The organism is Thalassoglobus neptunius, from assembly GCF_007859735.1.
Taxonomy (GTDB): domain Bacteria; phylum Planctomycetota; class Planctomycetia; order Planctomycetales; family Planctomycetaceae; genus Thalassoglobus; species Thalassoglobus neptunius.
This window is the reverse complement of record NZ_SIHI01000007.1, coordinates 1-16954: the sequence shown is the minus strand read 5'-3', so window position 1 is coordinate 16954 and position 16954 is coordinate 1. Positions and strand designations below refer to the sequence as shown.

Below are 16954 nucleotides of genomic sequence, written 5' to 3'. Positions count from 1 at the left end.
GGAGGCAGCTCAAATTGAGTGTTCTTCAAGACTCGGAATTAAACTGTTCCTGAACACTTCAACAACTTCCGATGGGGAATTCAAACGAAAACGACGCCGCTCTGGAGAGAGTGACGTCGTTTCGGCGATTTGAATTGGCTTTGCGAGAGGCAATACAGCGTTACTGCAGGTTTTCATCCGCAAAGTTGGCGATCATCGTGCCCATGGCCTTTAAGATCGCTCGATGAGTCTGTGCTTCCCCTGTCAGTGTGTTCTCTGAAGTGTTCTTAAGCTGGATTGTGATTGTGTCGTCTTCGCCCTTCATGGCTTCGACGACTTTCGAAATCCATTCGAATGTCAAGAACGCACTGGCTGCCTGCCGTCCGGTTCCAACTTCATCTTCTTCTCGCTGTGAAATCCGATTCTCGAGCCGTTCCTGTTGTCGATTGAATGCCGGCGAGAAAATGCTGGCTTCGTCGTTGAGAAGTCCGTTGAGCGTCTCAACAAGTGGAGTTGCTTTGGCTTTCGCGGAAAGAACCGTTCCGTCACGCGCCAGGTTTTCAGCGGATTGGGCGGCTTCAATACGTTGTGAAAGTTCCTCGACCGCGTTTTCTCCGAATGCGAGCCAGAAGGCTTCGTCGCTCGCTGCGACGTAAGTGGAAGCGACCGATTCCCCATACAGGTCGATCAATGCCTGAGGAACATTTTTGCCGAGTCCGACTTTCGTGATTTTCGTTCCACCAACGTCGGCAACACCGTTTTCAACGGTCCAGCCTTCGATTGCTTCCGGGAGTTTGTCGACAATCGCTTGAATGGAATCTTGTCCAATGCAGCGGACTCCGAGAATCAGCACGTGATGATCCCCTGAGGGGACAACATCAATCATTGCGTCGAGCAGCGTCATCTCAGTGCTGCGAATCAGAACATCGTTCAACAGCTTGGATGATTCTTTTCTCGCAACCTTTTCTGCATCGCTCGCATTTTGGTCTTCGTCGATCTGTTCCTCTGCGACGACTTGTGACTTCTTATAGAGCTCAACAAGTCCGTCTGCGGTTCTCTGATCATGTGCCAGATGAACTCTCGCTGTGAGGACGGCATCAATCGGTTGCTGAATCGCTGCGAAGTAGCTGGCCTGATCGCTGATGCGAGCAATATTGTCGGCAAGTGGAGTTCCGGGGATTGCAGAAAACTCGAGCGTCGCACCGAGGACGTCCGTATTCCGATCGAGATCCGTTCCCACGGTGAATTTCGAGCATTCAACGAACCACTGCTGGAAAATGGCCAGTTGCTCGTTCAGCCATGCCTGCCGAAGTTCGTGTGCATTCTGGGTTTCGTCAGTTCGTTTCTGAATGGATTCGATAGTGGACGTTCGCATGGCATCGAAAGCAGTGGAGCGTGCATCCATTTTCTCAGGGTCGTGAACGACGTGAGCGAAGAGGCCGTATCCCTTTTCAACGAGATCCTTATGCAACGTCGCTGGATGTTCCATATCCTTCGGAATCCATTCCTTGCGGGTGAAAATCACCGCGTAGTCAGGATCTCGAAGCGAGCGGAGCCACCCTTCGTACACGTTTCCGGTCAGCTCGTACAGATTTCGGTCTTTGCGATCCCGTTCAGGAACGATGTCGATCGGATCGAGATTGTCGTTAAGAAATTCGCCCAGATCACTGACGGGAATGATGGCTTGAATCTCTCGCCCGTTTTCAGCCGAGAAGAGCATGTCGAAGCGGATCGGATGTTCCTGATCGACTCCGATGAGGAAAATGTCGATGTTGGGGAAAATGTTGTTCTCGAAGGACTCCTGGCGACCAGCGAGATCGGCCACGAGATATTCCATGTCTTCCAGCAAGCTTTGAGCACTGCCAATACCTGCGATGAGCCGACTCGATTCCGGTTCAGCGCCTGTCGCCAGCGTCGCCATGCCGAGAATGGCAGAAAACGTCAACAACAATAAACCATTGTGATGGGCGTCAGACTTCACGTGTGTTTCCTCTCTGCGTGTTCTTCTGTCTCACTCCGTTGTGGAACGACAGAGAATTGACGATTGCAAAGAATATGCGTTTTAGGACGATTCCGAGAATAGGCAATGACGCTTCGCTGAGCAAGATGCAACGTATGGGCGTTCTGTCGGCAAGTCGTCGCAAAGGACTCTTCTGTAAATGCGAAGTTCCTCGTCTCTCGAGAAGACTTCAATAGTGGTTGATGCATACTCGTCAAATCGATTCGAAATTGCCTACACTGGTAGAGATCATTTCTAGTGATCAATTTCAGGCTGGATGACCGAAACCAGTCTCAAGATCATTTCATTTCCTTGGCCAAAAACTTAGGGATCATTTATGTCTCAACTCAATCGGCGTATTTTTCTCGGTGCGGCAGCTTCTGGAATCGCTGCAACAGCCGGACTAACACGTACCGCGACAGCTCAGTCCACCAATCGGAACAACGAAATTGGAATCGGTGTCATTGGAATGGGAGGGCGAGGCAACGAGCTTTCCAATGGATTTCGAAGTGCTCCGGGGGCGCGCATCGTCGCAGTGGCCGACCCGGACGAAAAACGTTCCGGTCAGGCTGGCGAAAAGTTTGCGGCCAAGTCCTACCAGGATCTTCGCAGATTGCTCGACGACAAGAACGTCGACGCGGTCGTTGTCGCGACATGCAATCACTGGCACTGTCTGGCCGCAATTTGGGCGATTCAGGCCGGGAAAGATGTTTACGTCGAAAAACCACTGTCGCATTCTCAGTGGGAAGGTGAACAGGTCGTCAAAGCTGCCCGCAAGGAAAGCCGAATCGTTCAGATCGGAACTCAGCAGCGATCGGACCCGATGCAGGCTGAAATTAAGCAGTTCCTTCACGAAGATCAGGCACTCGGAAAGGTTCTGTACGCTCAAGCCAACCGGCTGGGACCACGTGCGTCGGTCGGAAAACGGGAAACTCCCCTGCCGATTCCGGAAGGAATCGATTACGACTTGTGGTGCGGCCCAGCACAAATGGAGGATCTCTATCGCAACAGTTTCCATTACGACTGGCACTGGGATTGGAACACAGGTTCCGGAGAAATGGGGAACTGGGGTGTTCACGTTCTGGATGACGTCCGCAACATCGCCTATCAGGATTCCGTCACAACGCCTCAGCGAATCCTCGCATGCGGCGGCCGCGTTGCATGGAACGATGCAGCGGATTCACCGAATGTTCATTATGTGTACTTCGACACCGGCACGTTCCCGACTCTGATTGCCTTGAGCAATCTGAATAAGGCTCCGAACGAGCGTGGCGGATGGCCGACCAATACCGGCCTCCCAACCAATGGTCCTTCGTCGGGATACGTTGTTGCCTGCGAAGGTGGCTACTACCTCGGACAACGTGGCCGCGGGAAAGCAGTCGACAAAGATGGTCGAGAAATCCGTTCGTTCAAGGGAGGAGACATCAATGCTCTCCACAAAGCCAACTTCCTCGATGCCGTTCGGTCGCGAGATCGAAGCAGCTTGAATGCAGAAGTTGAAGTCGGTCATCATTCGACAGGATGGTGCAACCTGGCCAACGTCGGATTTCGGGCTGGCGAAGCCTTCGATGCGAAACAAGCTCGATCGATTGACAATTCGCTGGAGCAATGGGATCTGTTGTTGAAATCGATGGAGTCTCAACTCGGAAAGTTCGACGTAAAACTCTCGGACATGGAAATTCGAATGAGCCCAATCCTGACGCACAATCCCGAAACCGAACGGTTCGAAGGGGAGCATGCGGATTCTGCGAACAAATTCCTGAAACGGGAGTACCGTGAGAAGTACACGGTTCCGGAAATCAGCTAATCTGGCGTCGAACAATGATCGTCCGGTGTTCTGATAAGCGATCGCGAGACGCGCGTCAGAGCACCTGCGGTGATCGTTGCGAGACGACTCAGTAACGACTTGACGAACTGCTTCATGAATATTTCATGGAGCGGTTCGTTTTTCAATATGGTCCGATTTTCTCTCAACCCATGCAGATCACATTTGTCGACACGCTCGAAGATCCACGTATTGCCGTTTATCGCCATGTCAAAAAGTCAAATCTGACGCGGTGGTCTGGCCAGTTCATCGCAGAAGGACAGAAGGTTGTCGAACGGCTTCTGCAGAGTGGATTGGCCGTGGAGTCGATTCTGGTCCGAAATGGAAAGCTCAACCTGACAGAAGAGTGGGCAGACTACGACGTCCCGGCGTTTGTGATTCCGGACACAATGTCGCGTGAGTTGCTGGGATTTGATTTTCATGCAGGTGTGATGGCGTGTGGTCTCAGACCAACAAATCCGCCACTGGAAACGCTTCTTCCGCAGGATTCAAAGAGAAGCCTGATCCTCGCGTGTCCGTTTCTGACAAATCCTGAGAACGTCGGTTCGATCATTCGACTGGCGCGAGGATTTGGTGCGAGTGGCGTCATGGTTGGACCGAAAACGAGCGATCCTTATTCGAGAAGAGCAATTCGAGTTTCGATGGGAAACGGTTTTCGAATCCCGATCCGTGAGAGTCAAAATCTCCTCGCGGATCTCAATCAGCTACGACAGCGATGGAACTACGAAGTCCTGGCAGCTGCGCTCTCTGAAGATGCGATTTCTCTGGCAGATTTTCGGCGGCCCGATCGATGTGTTCTTCTGCTCGGAAATGAAGACACAGGACTTGAGCAAGAGTACCTTGCCGCAGCCAATCAGATTGTAACAATCCCCATGCAGGCTGATGCGGACTCGCTCAATGTTGCCATGGCAGCCGGAATTTTTGTACACCATCTCACTCATTCTTGATCAATTGTAAGACGCCATACTGCCTCGCACCTTCGAGACGAGAATAATGTCGACGGCTTTTCTGCCAGACACATCAAGATAGACGCATCAACGATCAGAAAAGTGCGTCGCAAGCCAATTGATCGAAACATCAATTCGCTCTCATTTCACATTCAATGACTGCAGTCGATCTGCTGCCAGTCGAGACTCAACTCTGGAGGAGAAATATGAATTTACGGCTGATTGGACTAACAATCTTGATTCCATTGGTCGGGATGACTTCCAGTATTGTCTATTCCGAAGACTGGCCACAGTGGCGCGGGGAAAATCGTGATGCCGTCTGGGACGAGACGGGAATCGTCACCGAAATTCCAGAATCCGGGCTGACGGTCAACTGGCGAACTCCCATCGCTGGCGGATACGCGGGGCCTGCCGTTGTCGGGGACCGGGTTTATGTCACCGATTTCATTCGAGAATCCGGTGATCCCACCAACGGACCCGGGACTGTCAATGAACTCGCGGGACAGGAGCGGGTCTTGTGTCTGGATGCGTCGAATGGCGAAATCATCTGGACCAATACTCGTGAATGTAAGTATCAAATTTCCTATCCGTGTGGTCCGAGGGCTACTCCGACCGTGGTGGGGGATCGCGTGATCACGCTTGGGGCAGAAGGAACCCTGCTCTGTTTGAACCGCCACGCCGGCGAAGTCCTCTGGGAGAAGAATTTTCCCAAGGATTATCAGGCAAAGACTCCTATCTGGGGCTTCTCATCTCACCCTCTGGTCGAAGGAAACACTGTCTATTGCGTCGTCGGAGGTCCGGGAAGTATTGCCGTTGCTTTTGACCTGGAAACGGGTGAAGAGAAGTGGCGGGCTTTGACTGCATCGGAACAGGGATACTGTCCCCCAACACTCATCGAAGCAGGCGGCCGGAAACAACTGCTGATTTGGGATGCCGACAACTTAAACGGTCTCGATCCCGAGACGGGAGAGGTCTTCTGGTCGGTCGCATTGAAGCCGAATTACGGGATGTCCATCATGACACCACAAGTTTCCGGTGACCTCTTGTTCGCGAGTGGAATCGGAGATGTGGGAGTTTTGTTGAAGCTCAACGAAGAGGCTCCAACAGTGACAGAACTGTGGCGAGGGCATCCTCGCAACTCGGTTTATTGTGCCAACAGCACCCCCTTCATCGACGGGCAGACGCTCTACGGCGTTGACTGCAAGACCGGCGGACTTCGCGGAATCGATCTGGAAAGCGGTGAGCGACTCTGGGAAACGTTTGAGCCAACGACCGGTTCGCGTCGCATGGGACACGGAACGGCGTTTCTGATCAAAAACGGAAGTCGGTACTTCCTGTTTGGTGAGACGGGCGATCTGATTCTCGCCAACTTGTCTCGCGAGGGATATGAAGAGATCGGTCGTTTTCATGCTCTGGAACCAACCGGAGAAGCGTTCGGGCGGAATGTCGTTTGGACTCATCCTGCCTTTGCGGACGGTCAGTGTTACGTGCGAAACGATGAAGAAATCATCTCAATCTCGCTTCGTGCGGATGAGCAGTAAGAACGTTTGACCGAAGTTCACTGCGGCCATGCCAATAGAAATCGGCCGTGGAGGGGAAACTGATCCCTTCCACGGCCGATTGTTCATTGAAGATTGTTCATTGAAGATTGTTCATTGAAGATTGTTCATTGAAGATTGTTCATTGAAGATTGTTCATTGAAGATTGTTCATTGAAGATTGTTCATTGAAGATTGTTCATTGAAGATTGTTCATTGAAGACTGGGTGATCGTTTACTTGTTCTCTCGACGAACAACAACGAGCCAGTCCTGATCCGAATCTGCCGGTGGTGTTCCGAGTTTGACCGACGCACCTCCTGAAACGGACGCGACCGAACCGCTCTGCAAAGCTCCCCCTGCTCTGGGGTTGAACCATTCGACGCGGTAGTTTCCGTCAGCTTTTGAAAGATCAAGGTCGCTCGTTCCTCCGTTCGCCAGGTAGACCAGATACGTATCTGAGTTCTTGGCGAAGCAGTATTTGGAGTTGTCTTCGTCAGGGACTCCGACCAGCGAGTTTTGCGTTGTCATTTCCCAGAACGGGATTTCATTCTCGTGGAAGAAGTTGATGGCGATGCGACAATAATCCCAGCTTCGATCTCGACTTCGCCAGTCTTCGCAGACGAGGTCGTTTTCGGCGTATTTGTAGCCGAAGTAATACTCGACACCGGCTCCGCCTCCCATGAGTGTTCCCCAGAGAGTCTGTTGTCGGACGCGATGTTCGGTGTAGGTCATTTTCCCGTCGGCATCGTGACCGTCGTAGCCTTTGTATCCAAGGTCAGGACATTGGGCATGGGCAGCGCTTCCGGATTCGTCGAACGCGACGATCCATGGTTTCCCAGCTTCGTTGGATTTGCGGACCCACTTCACTGTCTGCCAGTGTGTGTCATGAATTCCACTGTTCTGAAGTGACACGCCCGTCAGCTTCGACTTGTTTCCAAGCAGCGGGTCGTATTGCTTGTCCTGTTCATTGGGGAATGTGTGCATAACTCGGTTGTGCTGGTAGGCGTCCAACTCTGTAATGTAGTTGAGCATCGCTTTGTGTTCGGCGGTGCTTTGCGTGTTTTCCTCGCCCAGGTTCCAGTTCAACGCAAGATTGTGTCCAAAGCGTGCGATCATTTCCCGGAAGTAAAGCTTGCGTTGAGCTCCCATCGCTCCACCGTCGAGTGATTCGGGAATCTGTTTGAAATCTCCCCGGACACGATTGTCGTCGATTTCGGTTTCCTGCAATTTGAAGTGCAGGTACATCCCCATATTCGTCCCGTGATCGAAGACGATTCCCCATTGGTCGAGTTTGCTGCAGTCGTAGTGCATTTTGTCTTCACGCTGGATGAACGGCCACACGTTGTCGCCATCGCCGCCTGCGTTGTAGGTCAAGAACGAAAACGCATTACAGCCTTTTCCGGACAGATAGTTAATGGCACCGATCAGACCTTTCCCTTTTCCGTCTTTCCAGCTTGGATCGCCAGCTTTCCAGTCCTGAAGATGTGGAGCATAGGATTTGAGGGGAACGCGATCGGGCTTGCCAGCGACGGTGCCGTCGAAGTCTTTGTAACCCAAGAGCGTTTCCGGAGCATCAGCTCCTGCTTTCAGGAAGTACTGCTTGCTGCCGGCGAACTGAAGATAGTGTTTGCCGACATACTGAAGACGTCCGACGCTTCGAAGGTCTCTTCCGGACTTGTCGCTCTCAGCGATTGTGAACTGACCATCTTGTCCATTGAATGGAGTCAGTGGTTCGCTGCTTGCAGTCTTGTCGAGAGCAACACCCTTGCCGCTGAGGAATTCAACTTTGTAGGTCCACTCTCCGGTTCTGTCCGGTGCGAAGTTCGCCCGCCACATGATTCCAGAGACTGCTGAGGAATTCGCAGCATTTCCGTCAGCATCAAAGAATCCGGGAATGACGTACTTAGTTCCGTCTGCGTGAGTGAACGTGACGGTCATTCGGTAGTCAGTGAACGGATTGGGAGAATTGTCTTGCTCGTGAGCATATGGTCCGTTCAGGTTGACTGTGACTTTGTGCCACTGCTTCAGTTCTCCGGTGACGGTCGTTTTTCCGTCGCCGTTCGGCTTTCGAGGTTGAACCAAGGCGGCAGTGCTGACTGGCGTCGTCGGGCTTCCAGATGCTGCGTCGGCAGCAGTTGATGTCGTTGACGTCGCTTGAGCAATCAGAAATGGCTGAGCTGCTTTCCTGGTTTTCGCGTCTCTGGGAACGAACTGAATCGCAGCCCAGCGAGCCCGGCTGAATTCCTGACCATCGGCGGAAGCAATCTGCGATGAAACGTGAATCTGTGCCCCTTCAGTGATCGAAACGTCGGACCAGGTCTTGGTGTATCGGTCACCTTCTTCGTACGTTTTCTTGCTCAGCGGGCAAACGAAATCTCCGATTGTGTGATCATCGACTGCGACTTCGTAATGTGATTTTCCATCGTTTTCCCCGATGGCGACAAGCGTGACATCGTAGACACCGGTCGGAAATGGAAACGTCTGTTCTGCGTGTGCGGTCTTATGTTGTTCCGGGTTGATTGCGAGCCACTTTCCCTTGTCGAGATAGTAGTTCGTTCCATTCAACGTGAAGTTTGCTGCAGGCAGTTGAAGTGGTTGATTTCCACCTGTTGGCGTGGGTTGCGGGCTGTCATTGGACTGTTCTGGAGCAACGTAAGCAAAAGTCTTTGGAGCTGATCCGGAATGGACGATGCTTTCCGGTCCAATATCGTCAGGACGTGTGAAGTTCGCATCCGTCGTCAGCAGGAATTTGTCGAACTCGAATCCATCTTCCCGCATCGAAAAGTGAATGGTGTGCGTTCCGGGATTTTTGATGTCGAGATAGATTTTGTGCGGTTCTCCGCAATGGACTTTCTCCGTCCGCTGTTTGCTGTCCCATCTCCAGGAGTGTTTTCCCTGGCACCATTGCAGTCGTTGACCGCTTTCCGGCCATTCGCCGTTTAATCCGACATGCAGCCCGTTGTCTTCCGACCCTGTCGAGAATGCACGAACCCACACGTAGTAGCGTCCGGGAGTCGAGAAGTTGATCCGGTAGTCGAGGACAGCCAATTCTCCGGGGTTCGGAGAGAAGTTTGTGCCTCGGATCAATTTGTCACCGTGAGTCCGGCGCGTGTCGGGAAGGATTTCGAGGTAAGCTCCTCCACTGGCTCCGGCAACATGCGATGGATCGCCATCCGGTGTGACTTCCGGAGTGGACTCCGCCGTCGTCAGGTGAAACTTCCGAGTCTCAGTCTTGCTTTGATTCTGGAAGTGTTCCGCCTCAACGGCAACAAGTCCGTTGGTCTCCTTGAATACAGTGTCGGCGGCGGATAGCACCGTGGAGGAGAAGAGCGAGGCCACGACCAGGCCCAGCAGCGTGCGAGTGCGAAAGCTCATAGATCTCTCTCTATCTAGGAAGTTGATGAGTCGTTTCACTGCCTTGTAGGATGGTCCGATTGATTGAAGCGTTGACGTGCCTCAGTCGATGGGACAACAAAGTGCGAAGCGGGTTGTGTCGGTGGTTATTCTGAATCGCGGAGACTAATGACTTGTATCTGTCACCGGGGTCTTCGTAATCGCTGCAGCGACAGCCTCTGCAACTTCGGTTGTTGATGATGCTCCCCCGAGATCCGGAGTTCTGACCATCTGTGCTGCGAGAACTTCGGCGACGGCTGTTTCGATCGCCGCGGCTGCAGCCAGACAGGAGTCGTCATTGTGACGTTCTCCGAGCCAATCGAGCATCATCGATGCGGAGAGAATCGTCGCAAGAGGGTTGGCGACATTCTTCCCCGCGATCTGTGGAGCAGTGCCATGTGAAGGCTGAAACAACGCATGGTCGTCTCCCATTTCGGCAGAGGGTCCCAGACCGAGTCCCCCGACCAGCCCGGCGCCCAGGTCGGAAAGGATGTCTCCAAACTGATTCTCCATGACGAGCACGTCGAAATCCCACGGGTTCTGAACCATGTAGAGACTCATCGCGTCGACGTAGACGGCGTTGTGTTCGATATCCGGAAATGATTGAGAAGCGTCGTTCACAATCTTGCGAAAGAACGCCATGCTGCGAAAGACATTGGCTTTGTCGACGCACGTGACAATTTGCTTTCCGTCGGCGGGTCGTCCGGATCGTCGTCGAGCCAATTGAAAAGCGTATTCCGCAACTTTGGATGTTCCTTTTCGAGTGACGATCAACGTATCTGTCGCGACGTCATCTCCGACCATTCCTCCTCCTCCGAACGAGGCGAACAGCCCTTCGAGGTTTTCTCGAATGATGACGAAGTCGATTCCGGGACCGGTGTTCTGCAGAACACACGGGGCTCCCGGATAGAGCTTGACCGGGCGAACGGCGGAGTGCAGTCCCATCGCGCGTCGAAGCCCGACCATCATTGTCGGTTGAACTTCGGTCCCGTCTGGCTGGCGGACATCAGGCAGGCCGATCGCTGACAACAGGACTGCGTCGGCGGCGAGGCAACCTTCCAGAACCGCATCGGGCAACGTGACACCTGTGTCGCGGTAATTTTCGGCGCCAGCTCGATAAGAGATTGTCTCAAAATTCAGGTCACTGAACTCCATCGCAATCTGTTCCAGGACCAGTTCCGTGGCTGCCATAGTTTCCGGGCCAATGCCATCTCCTGGGAGTAGTGCGATCTTGTATGAACTCATCTCGTTGTGCTCTTTCCGCTTGGAGCAAGTTACCCTTCCGTGGGAACTCGCTTGACTTACTTGCTTCGATATTTCGCTCTGTTAGCGTGAGCGAGCCAATGCAAACCGGCGAGGAAATGCTTTCAGGTTTTTTCAAAGAACGCTTATGACTCAGTGCGGTTCTTGAAACACGCGTCAACGAGCAGTTGCTCGATCTGTTTCGAAAAGTGATTCCTGGCCACCGTGGATCATATTCATTGCTGGACACCCTCGTCATTGAATTCTTCGCTGGATTGATCAGTTCCCAAAGGGAATAACCGAGCGGAGGATGATCTGTTCGATGTCAGGGATTGTTGTGTGTTCAGGTAATTGTTGTCTTCAACGTCGTCTTCAGTGGGGTGTGGATGAGGAACTGGGGTGAAACGAATCTCGTTCAATGGCAATCGCTCGAACCGGGCATCCGTCGCCATGTTCGATCTTCAGTGGAAGTGCGATGAATTCCACTGTCTGCTGTGTCAATTGGTCTAAGTTGGTCAAGCCTTCGACGATCACAACGTCTCCACGAAACAATGTCTGATGGACGTCGGTCAGTTCTTCAATGTTGTTGACGTCAGCGACGGACGGCGGTTCGACACCGATTAAGCCGACTTTCTGTTCGACAAGCCATTCAGCCAACTCAAGTGATATTCTCGGGAGTTCGTTCCGGTATTCAGCCGTTCCGTAGCGACGAGACCAGTCAGTACGAAAGAGGATCCGGCAACCGGGGCGAATCTCATCCTTGATCGGTTGCAGATCTTCGACGGTCGTGAGTTGTCGAGGACTGGCAGGGGACAAGTCGAGAACAATTGCTGGGCCGACGAGCACTTCGAGCCGATGCTGATCGATTGTCGATCCGCCTTCGAGGAAGTGACACGGCGCATCCATGTGTGTGCCAGCGTGCGAGTACAGAGACAGCGTGGTCGCATTCCATCCGTCTGACGCAATTGTCTTTGCCGTGGTGATCGAGACTCCCGGCATGTCGGAATTGACAGTCAGGCTTAAGTCAACAACTCGCATTGTGCCCTCCCGATGTCAATTGACGGACTGGTTGACGAGAACGTGCGGACTCATAGATCGCTTCCTGCACGCGGAGTGTCTTCAGGTACTCGTGACCGTCCGTTTCGAAGGGACGCTCTTCAAGCAGCCCGTGAACGAAGTGCAGTTGTGTGTTGTAAACGCAATCGCCAGCGAAATTGCGATCAGAGTGTTGATAGTCGTGGACGAATTCCGGCTTGCCGTGAGGTTGAATTCGAATCGTGCCGTCTCCGCTGAGTCGAATCGAACCGGCACTTCCGTCGAAGAGAAACTCTCCGAATGTGTAGCGAGGGTTTGAGCAATTCGATTCGTGGAAGCGACTCGCGTCCCAGATTCCTTCTGCCTGATTGGCGAATTCGAACAGGACGACTCCAGCATCCTCTCCGCGAATGTTCGGATTCAATTTGCGAAGAGAAGCGAACACTCCTTCAATTTCCCCCGCGTGATAACGAAACGTATCGACAAAATGGACGCCGGTTTCGTAAATCAGCAATCGTGGCATCTCGACGAAATACGGCTGTCGCGCTAAATAAGCGTCACTTTGCCATCCATCCCCTGTTCGAGTCCGGCAAGACAAAGTGAGGAGTTGGTCTCCAATCGTTCCATCGCTGATCAGTCGGTGAATCTCTCGATGCCAGGGTTGAAACCGGAAGTTTTCGTGCACCATCAGTCGAATGCCCGAAGCGTCCGCGCACTCGACAATCTGAACCGCTTCTTCAATCGTCGGTGCCAGAGGTTTCTGGCAGATGACATTAATCCCGCGACTCGCTGCCAACTCGACAATCGCTGCGTGCGAATCGGGTCGAGTGATCACATCGAGAAAATCGGGTTCCGTTTCGTCGAGCAATTGCTCCAGTTGTGAACAGGTGTTCGGGACTCCGTATTGATTCGCGAGCGATTCTGCGTTCGCAAGCTCATGATCACAGATTCCAACGATCTCGACCTGAGGAATTCGCGACCAGGCTTCGTAATGGAATTGGCTGAAATACCCTGCCCCAACTCCGACGCCACGCAACTGTTTTTCAGTGTTCATGCTCATCACCCCATGATCAGTTTGGTGTAAACGAGTGAAAACACCACCATGAGAATGAGAGCCAGAAAGCCGATCATGCGAAACTGCATCTCGCGATCAGTCAGTCTGCGGAGAATCCGTTGCGGATTCATCATCGTCCATGCGATCACTGCAAGCACGTTCATCAATGCAGCGAACACAAAGAACGAGTTTGCGGTTCCTGTTTCCGTTGCGATATATGGAAGCGTAACGTGATGAACGAAGTAGGGAAAGACCACTGCACTCAGCGCTGCCCCGAGATTTCCGACCATGTTCATCGCTCCGGAAACCGCTCCGGAACGGTCTCCGCCAATGTCCATGCAAAATGCCCAACTGGGGCTCAACGTCATTTCGACACCGAACAAGGCGAGCGAAAAGCAGAGAATCAGCGGCCAGACGCTCTCCATTGATGTGGTTTGAGTACAGAGGATCAATCCAATCGCACCCAATGCATAGCCCAGCATCGCCGGAATTCTGCGAGACAGAACTGGCATGCCCATCTGATACAGCTTCGTCACCAGAAATCCGGAGAACCAGAGTGCCACTGCCCCGACCAAAAGCGGAATCGCGGAGAGATTCGCAGCTTCTGCGCCCCATCGCTCTTCGATGTAAGGTCTCAGCCATGTGATGCTGATAAAGAACGTGATATTGCTGGCGGAATATTGGAACATGGCCAGCAAGACGTTTGCGGAGGTGACGATCTGGATGTAGGGAAGCTCGACGTTGGGAACTTCTTGTTCGTGAATTCCGCGGGCGATCAGGTCAGCTTCCTGTTCATTGGTCCACGGATGTTCTTCAGGTGTATCTCGGTACCAGAACCACCAGATTGCTCCCCAGACAATCCCGACCAGACCATTCGCGACGAAGGTCCATCGCCAGCCAATCAACGAAATCACTGCTGGCATGATCACCAGTGACAGTGCCGCTCCAATTCGGGCACCGGAATGAAAAATCCCCTGCCCGATTCCCCGTTCTCTTGCTGGAAGCCAACGATAAAGGGCACGAGTCGCTCCGGGATACGCCCCTGCCTCGCCCACTCCGAAGAGAAACCGGACAACCAGTAGGCTGATGGCTGTGAAAACAGCACCTGTCAGGGCTGTGAAGATACTCCAGATGATGACAACAATCGTCAACGCTCGGCGTGGACCTGCCCGGTCGCTGTACCAACCAGCAGGAATTTGGAACAATGCGTACCCGACTGCAAAAATTCCGAAGACATATCCCATCATCTGGTCAGTCAGTCCGGCGATGTCATTCTGCATCGACGATTTCGCAGCCGAAATGCAAACACGATCCATGTAAGTGTTCACAGTGTGGAGAAACAGCAGCAGCACCAACAGATATCTCTGTCGAGTCGCTACTGGGACAGTCGGAGAAATTGCGTGCGATGGATTCATATCACCGAGACTTTATCTAATAATGTCGTTCGGTGAAATGAAACAGAGTTGAAAAGTCGTTTAGAATAGAGAAATAGTCAAATGGGCGTCCCTCCGAATTCTCAGAACGTTCAGCCTCGCGCCAGCGAACTCAGCGTTCAGCAGATGCAAACATTCCAATGTGTGTTTGAGGAAAACGGTTACGCGCCGGCCGCGAGACGACTTCAGCTGTCTGTTCCCACGGTTTGGCAACAGATTCAGGCGGTCGAACGACTGTACGAGGCGACATTCTTCGAGAAGGAAGGACGTCGGATTGTTTCGACGCTCAAAGCTCAGCAGTTGTACGATCAGTTCTCTGAGATTCTCGCCGGAATCGACTCGACCTTCGAGACCGTCAGTGATGAACGCTCCGAGTATGAATCGATCACTTTAGTGACCGGCGTGCGAATGTTGATGGAAGATCTCGTTGTACCTCTCAAGCATTTTCGCGACGAGTTCGAAAATACGCTCGTGATTCGCCACGGAAACAATCGACTCGCGGAAGAAATGGTGCTCAGCGGCGAAGCGGATCTGGCCCTCACTCTCGAAGCAGAATCTCCCCGTTCCACTTCCCGGATTCATTTTGAACCGGCCTATTTCATTGACTTCCTTGCCATCGCGGAAAAAAGTCATCCGTACTGTCAGGCCAAACAGAACAGTCTTCGCGAACTTGTGAAGCACGACCTCGTCGTGACAGTTCCCGGGACTCACGGACGGGACGCATTTGAGCACGCGATTCATCGGGAGCATTTGAATGCTCGAGTGACTGTCGAAACAGATAACAGTGGATTCACGATCGCCTGTGTCCGAGCTGGTCTGGGAGTGGGAGTCGTGGCGGGTCGCCTTGATGGCCACTTGTGTGACGGGTTGTTCGTTCGGTCGTTACGAAAACAGCTTGGACGACGGCAAATTGTGTTCATGTGGAAACGAGGACGAAAACTGACCGGGCCGATGAAAAGGCTTGTTGAGATCGTTCAAAAGTCGCATCAGTAGTGCTTCGTAGATGCCTCGCTAAACTCGTGTCGTCGTCGTTGTGGCCCATGGGGTTGAGTTTCCGTTGAAAGTGGAGAGATTGTGTGTCGGAATTGATTTCATTTCAGCGAGAAACAGACCTCGGTGTCGACGAGTTCCACGACTTACTCGTTCGGTCGACGCTTGGGGATCGACGCCCGCTTTCCGATCCAAATCGACTCCAAGGCATGCTGGAGAACGCGGACATTCTCGTCTCCGCCCGGACCCAGAATCAGCGTCTTGTCGGAATCGCCCGGTCGATCACGGACTATTCTTTCTGCACCTACCTGTCGGATCTCGCTGTTGATGCGGAGTATCAGAAGCAAGGGATTGGAAAGGAGTTAATTCGACAGACGCGACTCGCCAGCGGTCTCGATGTGCGATTGATTCTCCTGTCCGCTCCGCAGGCAGTCGACTACTACCCGCACATCGGATTCGAAAAGCATGACTCATGCTGGACGATCAGTCCCGAAGCGAAGTAAATCGCATTCGATCTTTTTCGGATGCCAAATTCTCCTCGAAGATCGACTGTTTGGTCGTGATCCCGGGAAAGCTGCGGACGGAAGTTTCCAGCAGTTGAGTTTCGATGAGATTCCGGATCGGGTAAAACGGATTCAGTACAGGATATTTTGCTGATACCAACAGGTGCCGTATGAAGACTCTCGCCTCGGTGATTTTATTAGTGAGTCTGGCTTCCAGCACAGCTTTGGGCCAGGTGACCACTTACTCCACGTATACGTTGCATCCCGTGCAGGGAACGGTCAAGAGCGTCTCCCGGAATGGGATCATCATGGAGAAAGATGGCAAAACAGGGCCAATTCCAATGACGCCCAAGACCACCGTCCGTGTCGAAGGAGTTGGAGATCCCGGATTTGTCCGTCCGGGTGCGGTCATCACAGTCAATGGCGTTATCGCAGGCAAAGCGGCCCTTCGAAATGCGAGCGTGACCGTTCATCTCAGCCCTCAGCAGACTGCTCGACAGCAGACCCGCACAGTTCGTCAGAACGCATCTGAGATGACAATCACCGGAGTCATCGTGAACATGAATCCGCTGACAATCAACGCGACGGATTTGTTGCGAATGGAAGTTGGAGGCGGAAACGTTGGCGTTTCGGTTCCTCCCGTTTCGCCGGGGAAGATCCTTGTTGATCCGAATCAAGCAGCGAAACAGCGAGTGTCAGTCGTGCTGGGAAGCACGGGGAAATTTATTCAGCCAGGCGATACCGTCACCTACTACTACACCGACAAAAATCCAAAGCTGGCTCATTCCGTTGTCGTTCGAAAAGCAGAACCGCTCGAGTCCGCGAAGATTTACAACACCGGTGGACAAGCGACAGATGAAAAGAAAGAGACTGAAGATTCGGAGTAAGAGCCTATCCGGAATCCTCTTCATGCTGTAAGTCGGTATTTGAACGGAGCTTGGTTGGGTGAAGGAGCTAAGCGGCGGAGCATGCGACCAATGGAAGCCACATAGATCATGGCTTCGCTCGATTTGGTG

General features: G+C 52.7%; 12 protein-coding genes. 6 read left to right on the top strand and 6 right to left on the bottom strand.

Translation table 11 applies throughout. The features are described from left to right. Nucleotides 1-160 precede the first annotated feature (160 nt). A complete protein-coding gene (locus KOR42_RS14445; protein WP_146510546.1) occupies nt 161-1960 on the bottom strand; it encodes a hypothetical protein in 1800 nt (599 codons plus the stop codon). A 355-nt stretch (nt 1961-2315) separates the two neighbouring features. Between KOR42_RS14445 and KOR42_RS14440 the strand changes: the two genes are divergently transcribed. The 3 genes from KOR42_RS14440 to KOR42_RS14430 all read left to right on the top strand — a co-directional run bounded on the left by KOR42_RS14440 (nt 2316) and on the right by KOR42_RS14430 (nt 6291). Then, a complete protein-coding gene (locus tag KOR42_RS14440; RefSeq protein ID WP_146510545.1) occupies nt 2316-3785 on the top strand; it encodes a Gfo/Idh/MocA family protein in 1470 nt (489 codons plus the stop codon). 125 nt (nt 3786-3910) lie between these two features. Continuing rightward, entirely contained in the window at nt 3911-4750 is an 840-nt protein-coding gene (locus KOR42_RS14435) for a TrmH family RNA methyltransferase (RefSeq protein WP_146510544.1), read from the top strand. Between the two features lie 206 nt (nt 4751-4956). After that, complete coding sequence (locus KOR42_RS14430) at nt 4957-6291, top strand: PQQ-binding-like beta-propeller repeat protein (RefSeq protein ID WP_146510543.1); 1335 nt, start codon at nt 4957-4959, stop codon at nt 6289-6291. Nucleotides 6292-6522: 231 nt separating this feature from the next. Here KOR42_RS14430 and KOR42_RS14425 read toward each other — a convergent pair whose 3' ends face one another. The 5 genes from KOR42_RS14425 to KOR42_RS14405 all read right to left on the bottom strand — a co-directional run bounded on the left by KOR42_RS14425 (nt 6523) and on the right by KOR42_RS14405 (nt 14328). Continuing rightward, nucleotides 6523-9663, bottom strand: a complete 3141-nt coding sequence (locus KOR42_RS14425) for a DUF5060 domain-containing protein (protein ID WP_146510542.1) — start codon at nt 9661-9663, stop codon at nt 6523-6525. 144 nt (nt 9664-9807) lie between these two features. Further along, nucleotides 9808-10926, bottom strand: a complete 1119-nt coding sequence (locus KOR42_RS14420) for an isocitrate/isopropylmalate dehydrogenase family protein (RefSeq protein ID WP_146510541.1) — start codon at nt 10924-10926, stop codon at nt 9808-9810. A gap of 369 nt (nt 10927-11295) precedes the next feature. Next, nucleotides 11296-11961 (bottom strand): cyclase family protein, encoded by a 666-nt coding sequence (locus KOR42_RS14415; RefSeq protein ID WP_146510540.1) that lies wholly within the window; start codon nt 11959-11961, stop codon nt 11296-11298. After that, a complete protein-coding gene (locus KOR42_RS14410; protein WP_197441197.1) occupies nt 11948-13012 on the bottom strand; it encodes a Gfo/Idh/MocA family protein in 1065 nt (354 codons plus the stop codon). Before KOR42_RS14410 ends, KOR42_RS14415 begins: the two co-directional genes overlap by 14 nt. A gap of 5 nt (nt 13013-13017) precedes the next feature. After that, nucleotides 13018-14328, bottom strand: coding sequence for an MFS transporter (locus KOR42_RS14405; RefSeq protein ID WP_231740933.1), 1311 nt, complete (start codon nt 14326-14328; stop codon nt 13018-13020). A gap of 180 nt (nt 14329-14508) precedes the next feature. Here KOR42_RS14405 and KOR42_RS14400 point away from each other — a divergent pair, with 180 nt between their 5' ends. The 3 genes from KOR42_RS14400 (at nt 14509) to KOR42_RS14390 (ending at nt 16825) form a co-directional block, all read left to right on the top strand. Continuing rightward, nucleotides 14509-15438 carry a LysR family transcriptional regulator gene (locus KOR42_RS14400; protein ID WP_197441196.1) on the top strand — a complete coding sequence of 310 codons (930 nt, stop codon included), beginning with the start codon at nt 14509-14511 and terminating at the stop codon, nt 15436-15438. Nucleotides 15439-15521: 83 nt separating this feature from the next. Then, nucleotides 15522-15938 (top strand): GNAT family N-acetyltransferase, encoded by a 417-nt coding sequence (locus tag KOR42_RS14395; protein ID WP_146510537.1) that lies wholly within the window; start codon nt 15522-15524, stop codon nt 15936-15938. A gap of 170 nt (nt 15939-16108) precedes the next feature. Further along, nucleotides 16109-16825 (top strand): hypothetical protein, encoded by a 717-nt coding sequence (locus KOR42_RS14390; protein ID WP_146510536.1) that lies wholly within the window; start codon nt 16109-16111, stop codon nt 16823-16825. The last annotated feature ends 129 nt before the right edge of the window (nt 16826-16954 follow it).

Excerpts from the sequence above, each read along its gene's own strand:
- KOR42_RS14430 (WP_146510543.1), top strand. The coding sequence starts at position 4,957 with ATGAATTTACGGCTGATTGGACTAACAATCTTGATTCCATTGGTCGGG.
- KOR42_RS14435 (WP_146510544.1), top strand. The coding sequence starts at position 3,911 with ATGGAGCGGTTCGTTTTTCAATATGGTCCGATTTTCTCTCAACCCATG.
- KOR42_RS14405 (WP_231740933.1), bottom strand. The coding sequence starts at position 14,328 with ATGGATCGTGTTTGCATTTCGGCTGCGAAATCGTCGATGCAGAATGAC.
- KOR42_RS14415 (WP_146510540.1), bottom strand. The coding sequence starts at position 11,961 with ATGCGAGTTGTTGACTTAAGCCTGACTGTCAATTCCGACATGCCGGGA.
- KOR42_RS14440 (WP_146510545.1), top strand. The coding sequence starts at position 2,316 with ATGTCTCAACTCAATCGGCGTATTTTTCTCGGTGCGGCAGCTTCTGGA.
- KOR42_RS14420 (WP_146510541.1), bottom strand. The coding sequence starts at position 10,926 with ATGAGTTCATACAAGATCGCACTACTCCCAGGAGATGGCATTGGCCCG.
- KOR42_RS14425 (WP_146510542.1), bottom strand. The coding sequence starts at position 9,663 with ATGAGCTTTCGCACTCGCACGCTGCTGGGCCTGGTCGTGGCCTCGCTC.
- KOR42_RS14410 (WP_197441197.1), bottom strand. The coding sequence starts at position 13,012 with ATGAACACTGAAAAACAGTTGCGTGGCGTCGGAGTTGGGGCAGGGTAT.
- KOR42_RS14400 (WP_197441196.1), top strand. The coding sequence starts at position 14,509 with ATGGGCGTCCCTCCGAATTCTCAGAACGTTCAGCCTCGCGCCAGCGAA.
- KOR42_RS14390 (WP_146510536.1), top strand. The coding sequence starts at position 16,109 with ATGAAGACTCTCGCCTCGGTGATTTTATTAGTGAGTCTGGCTTCCAGC.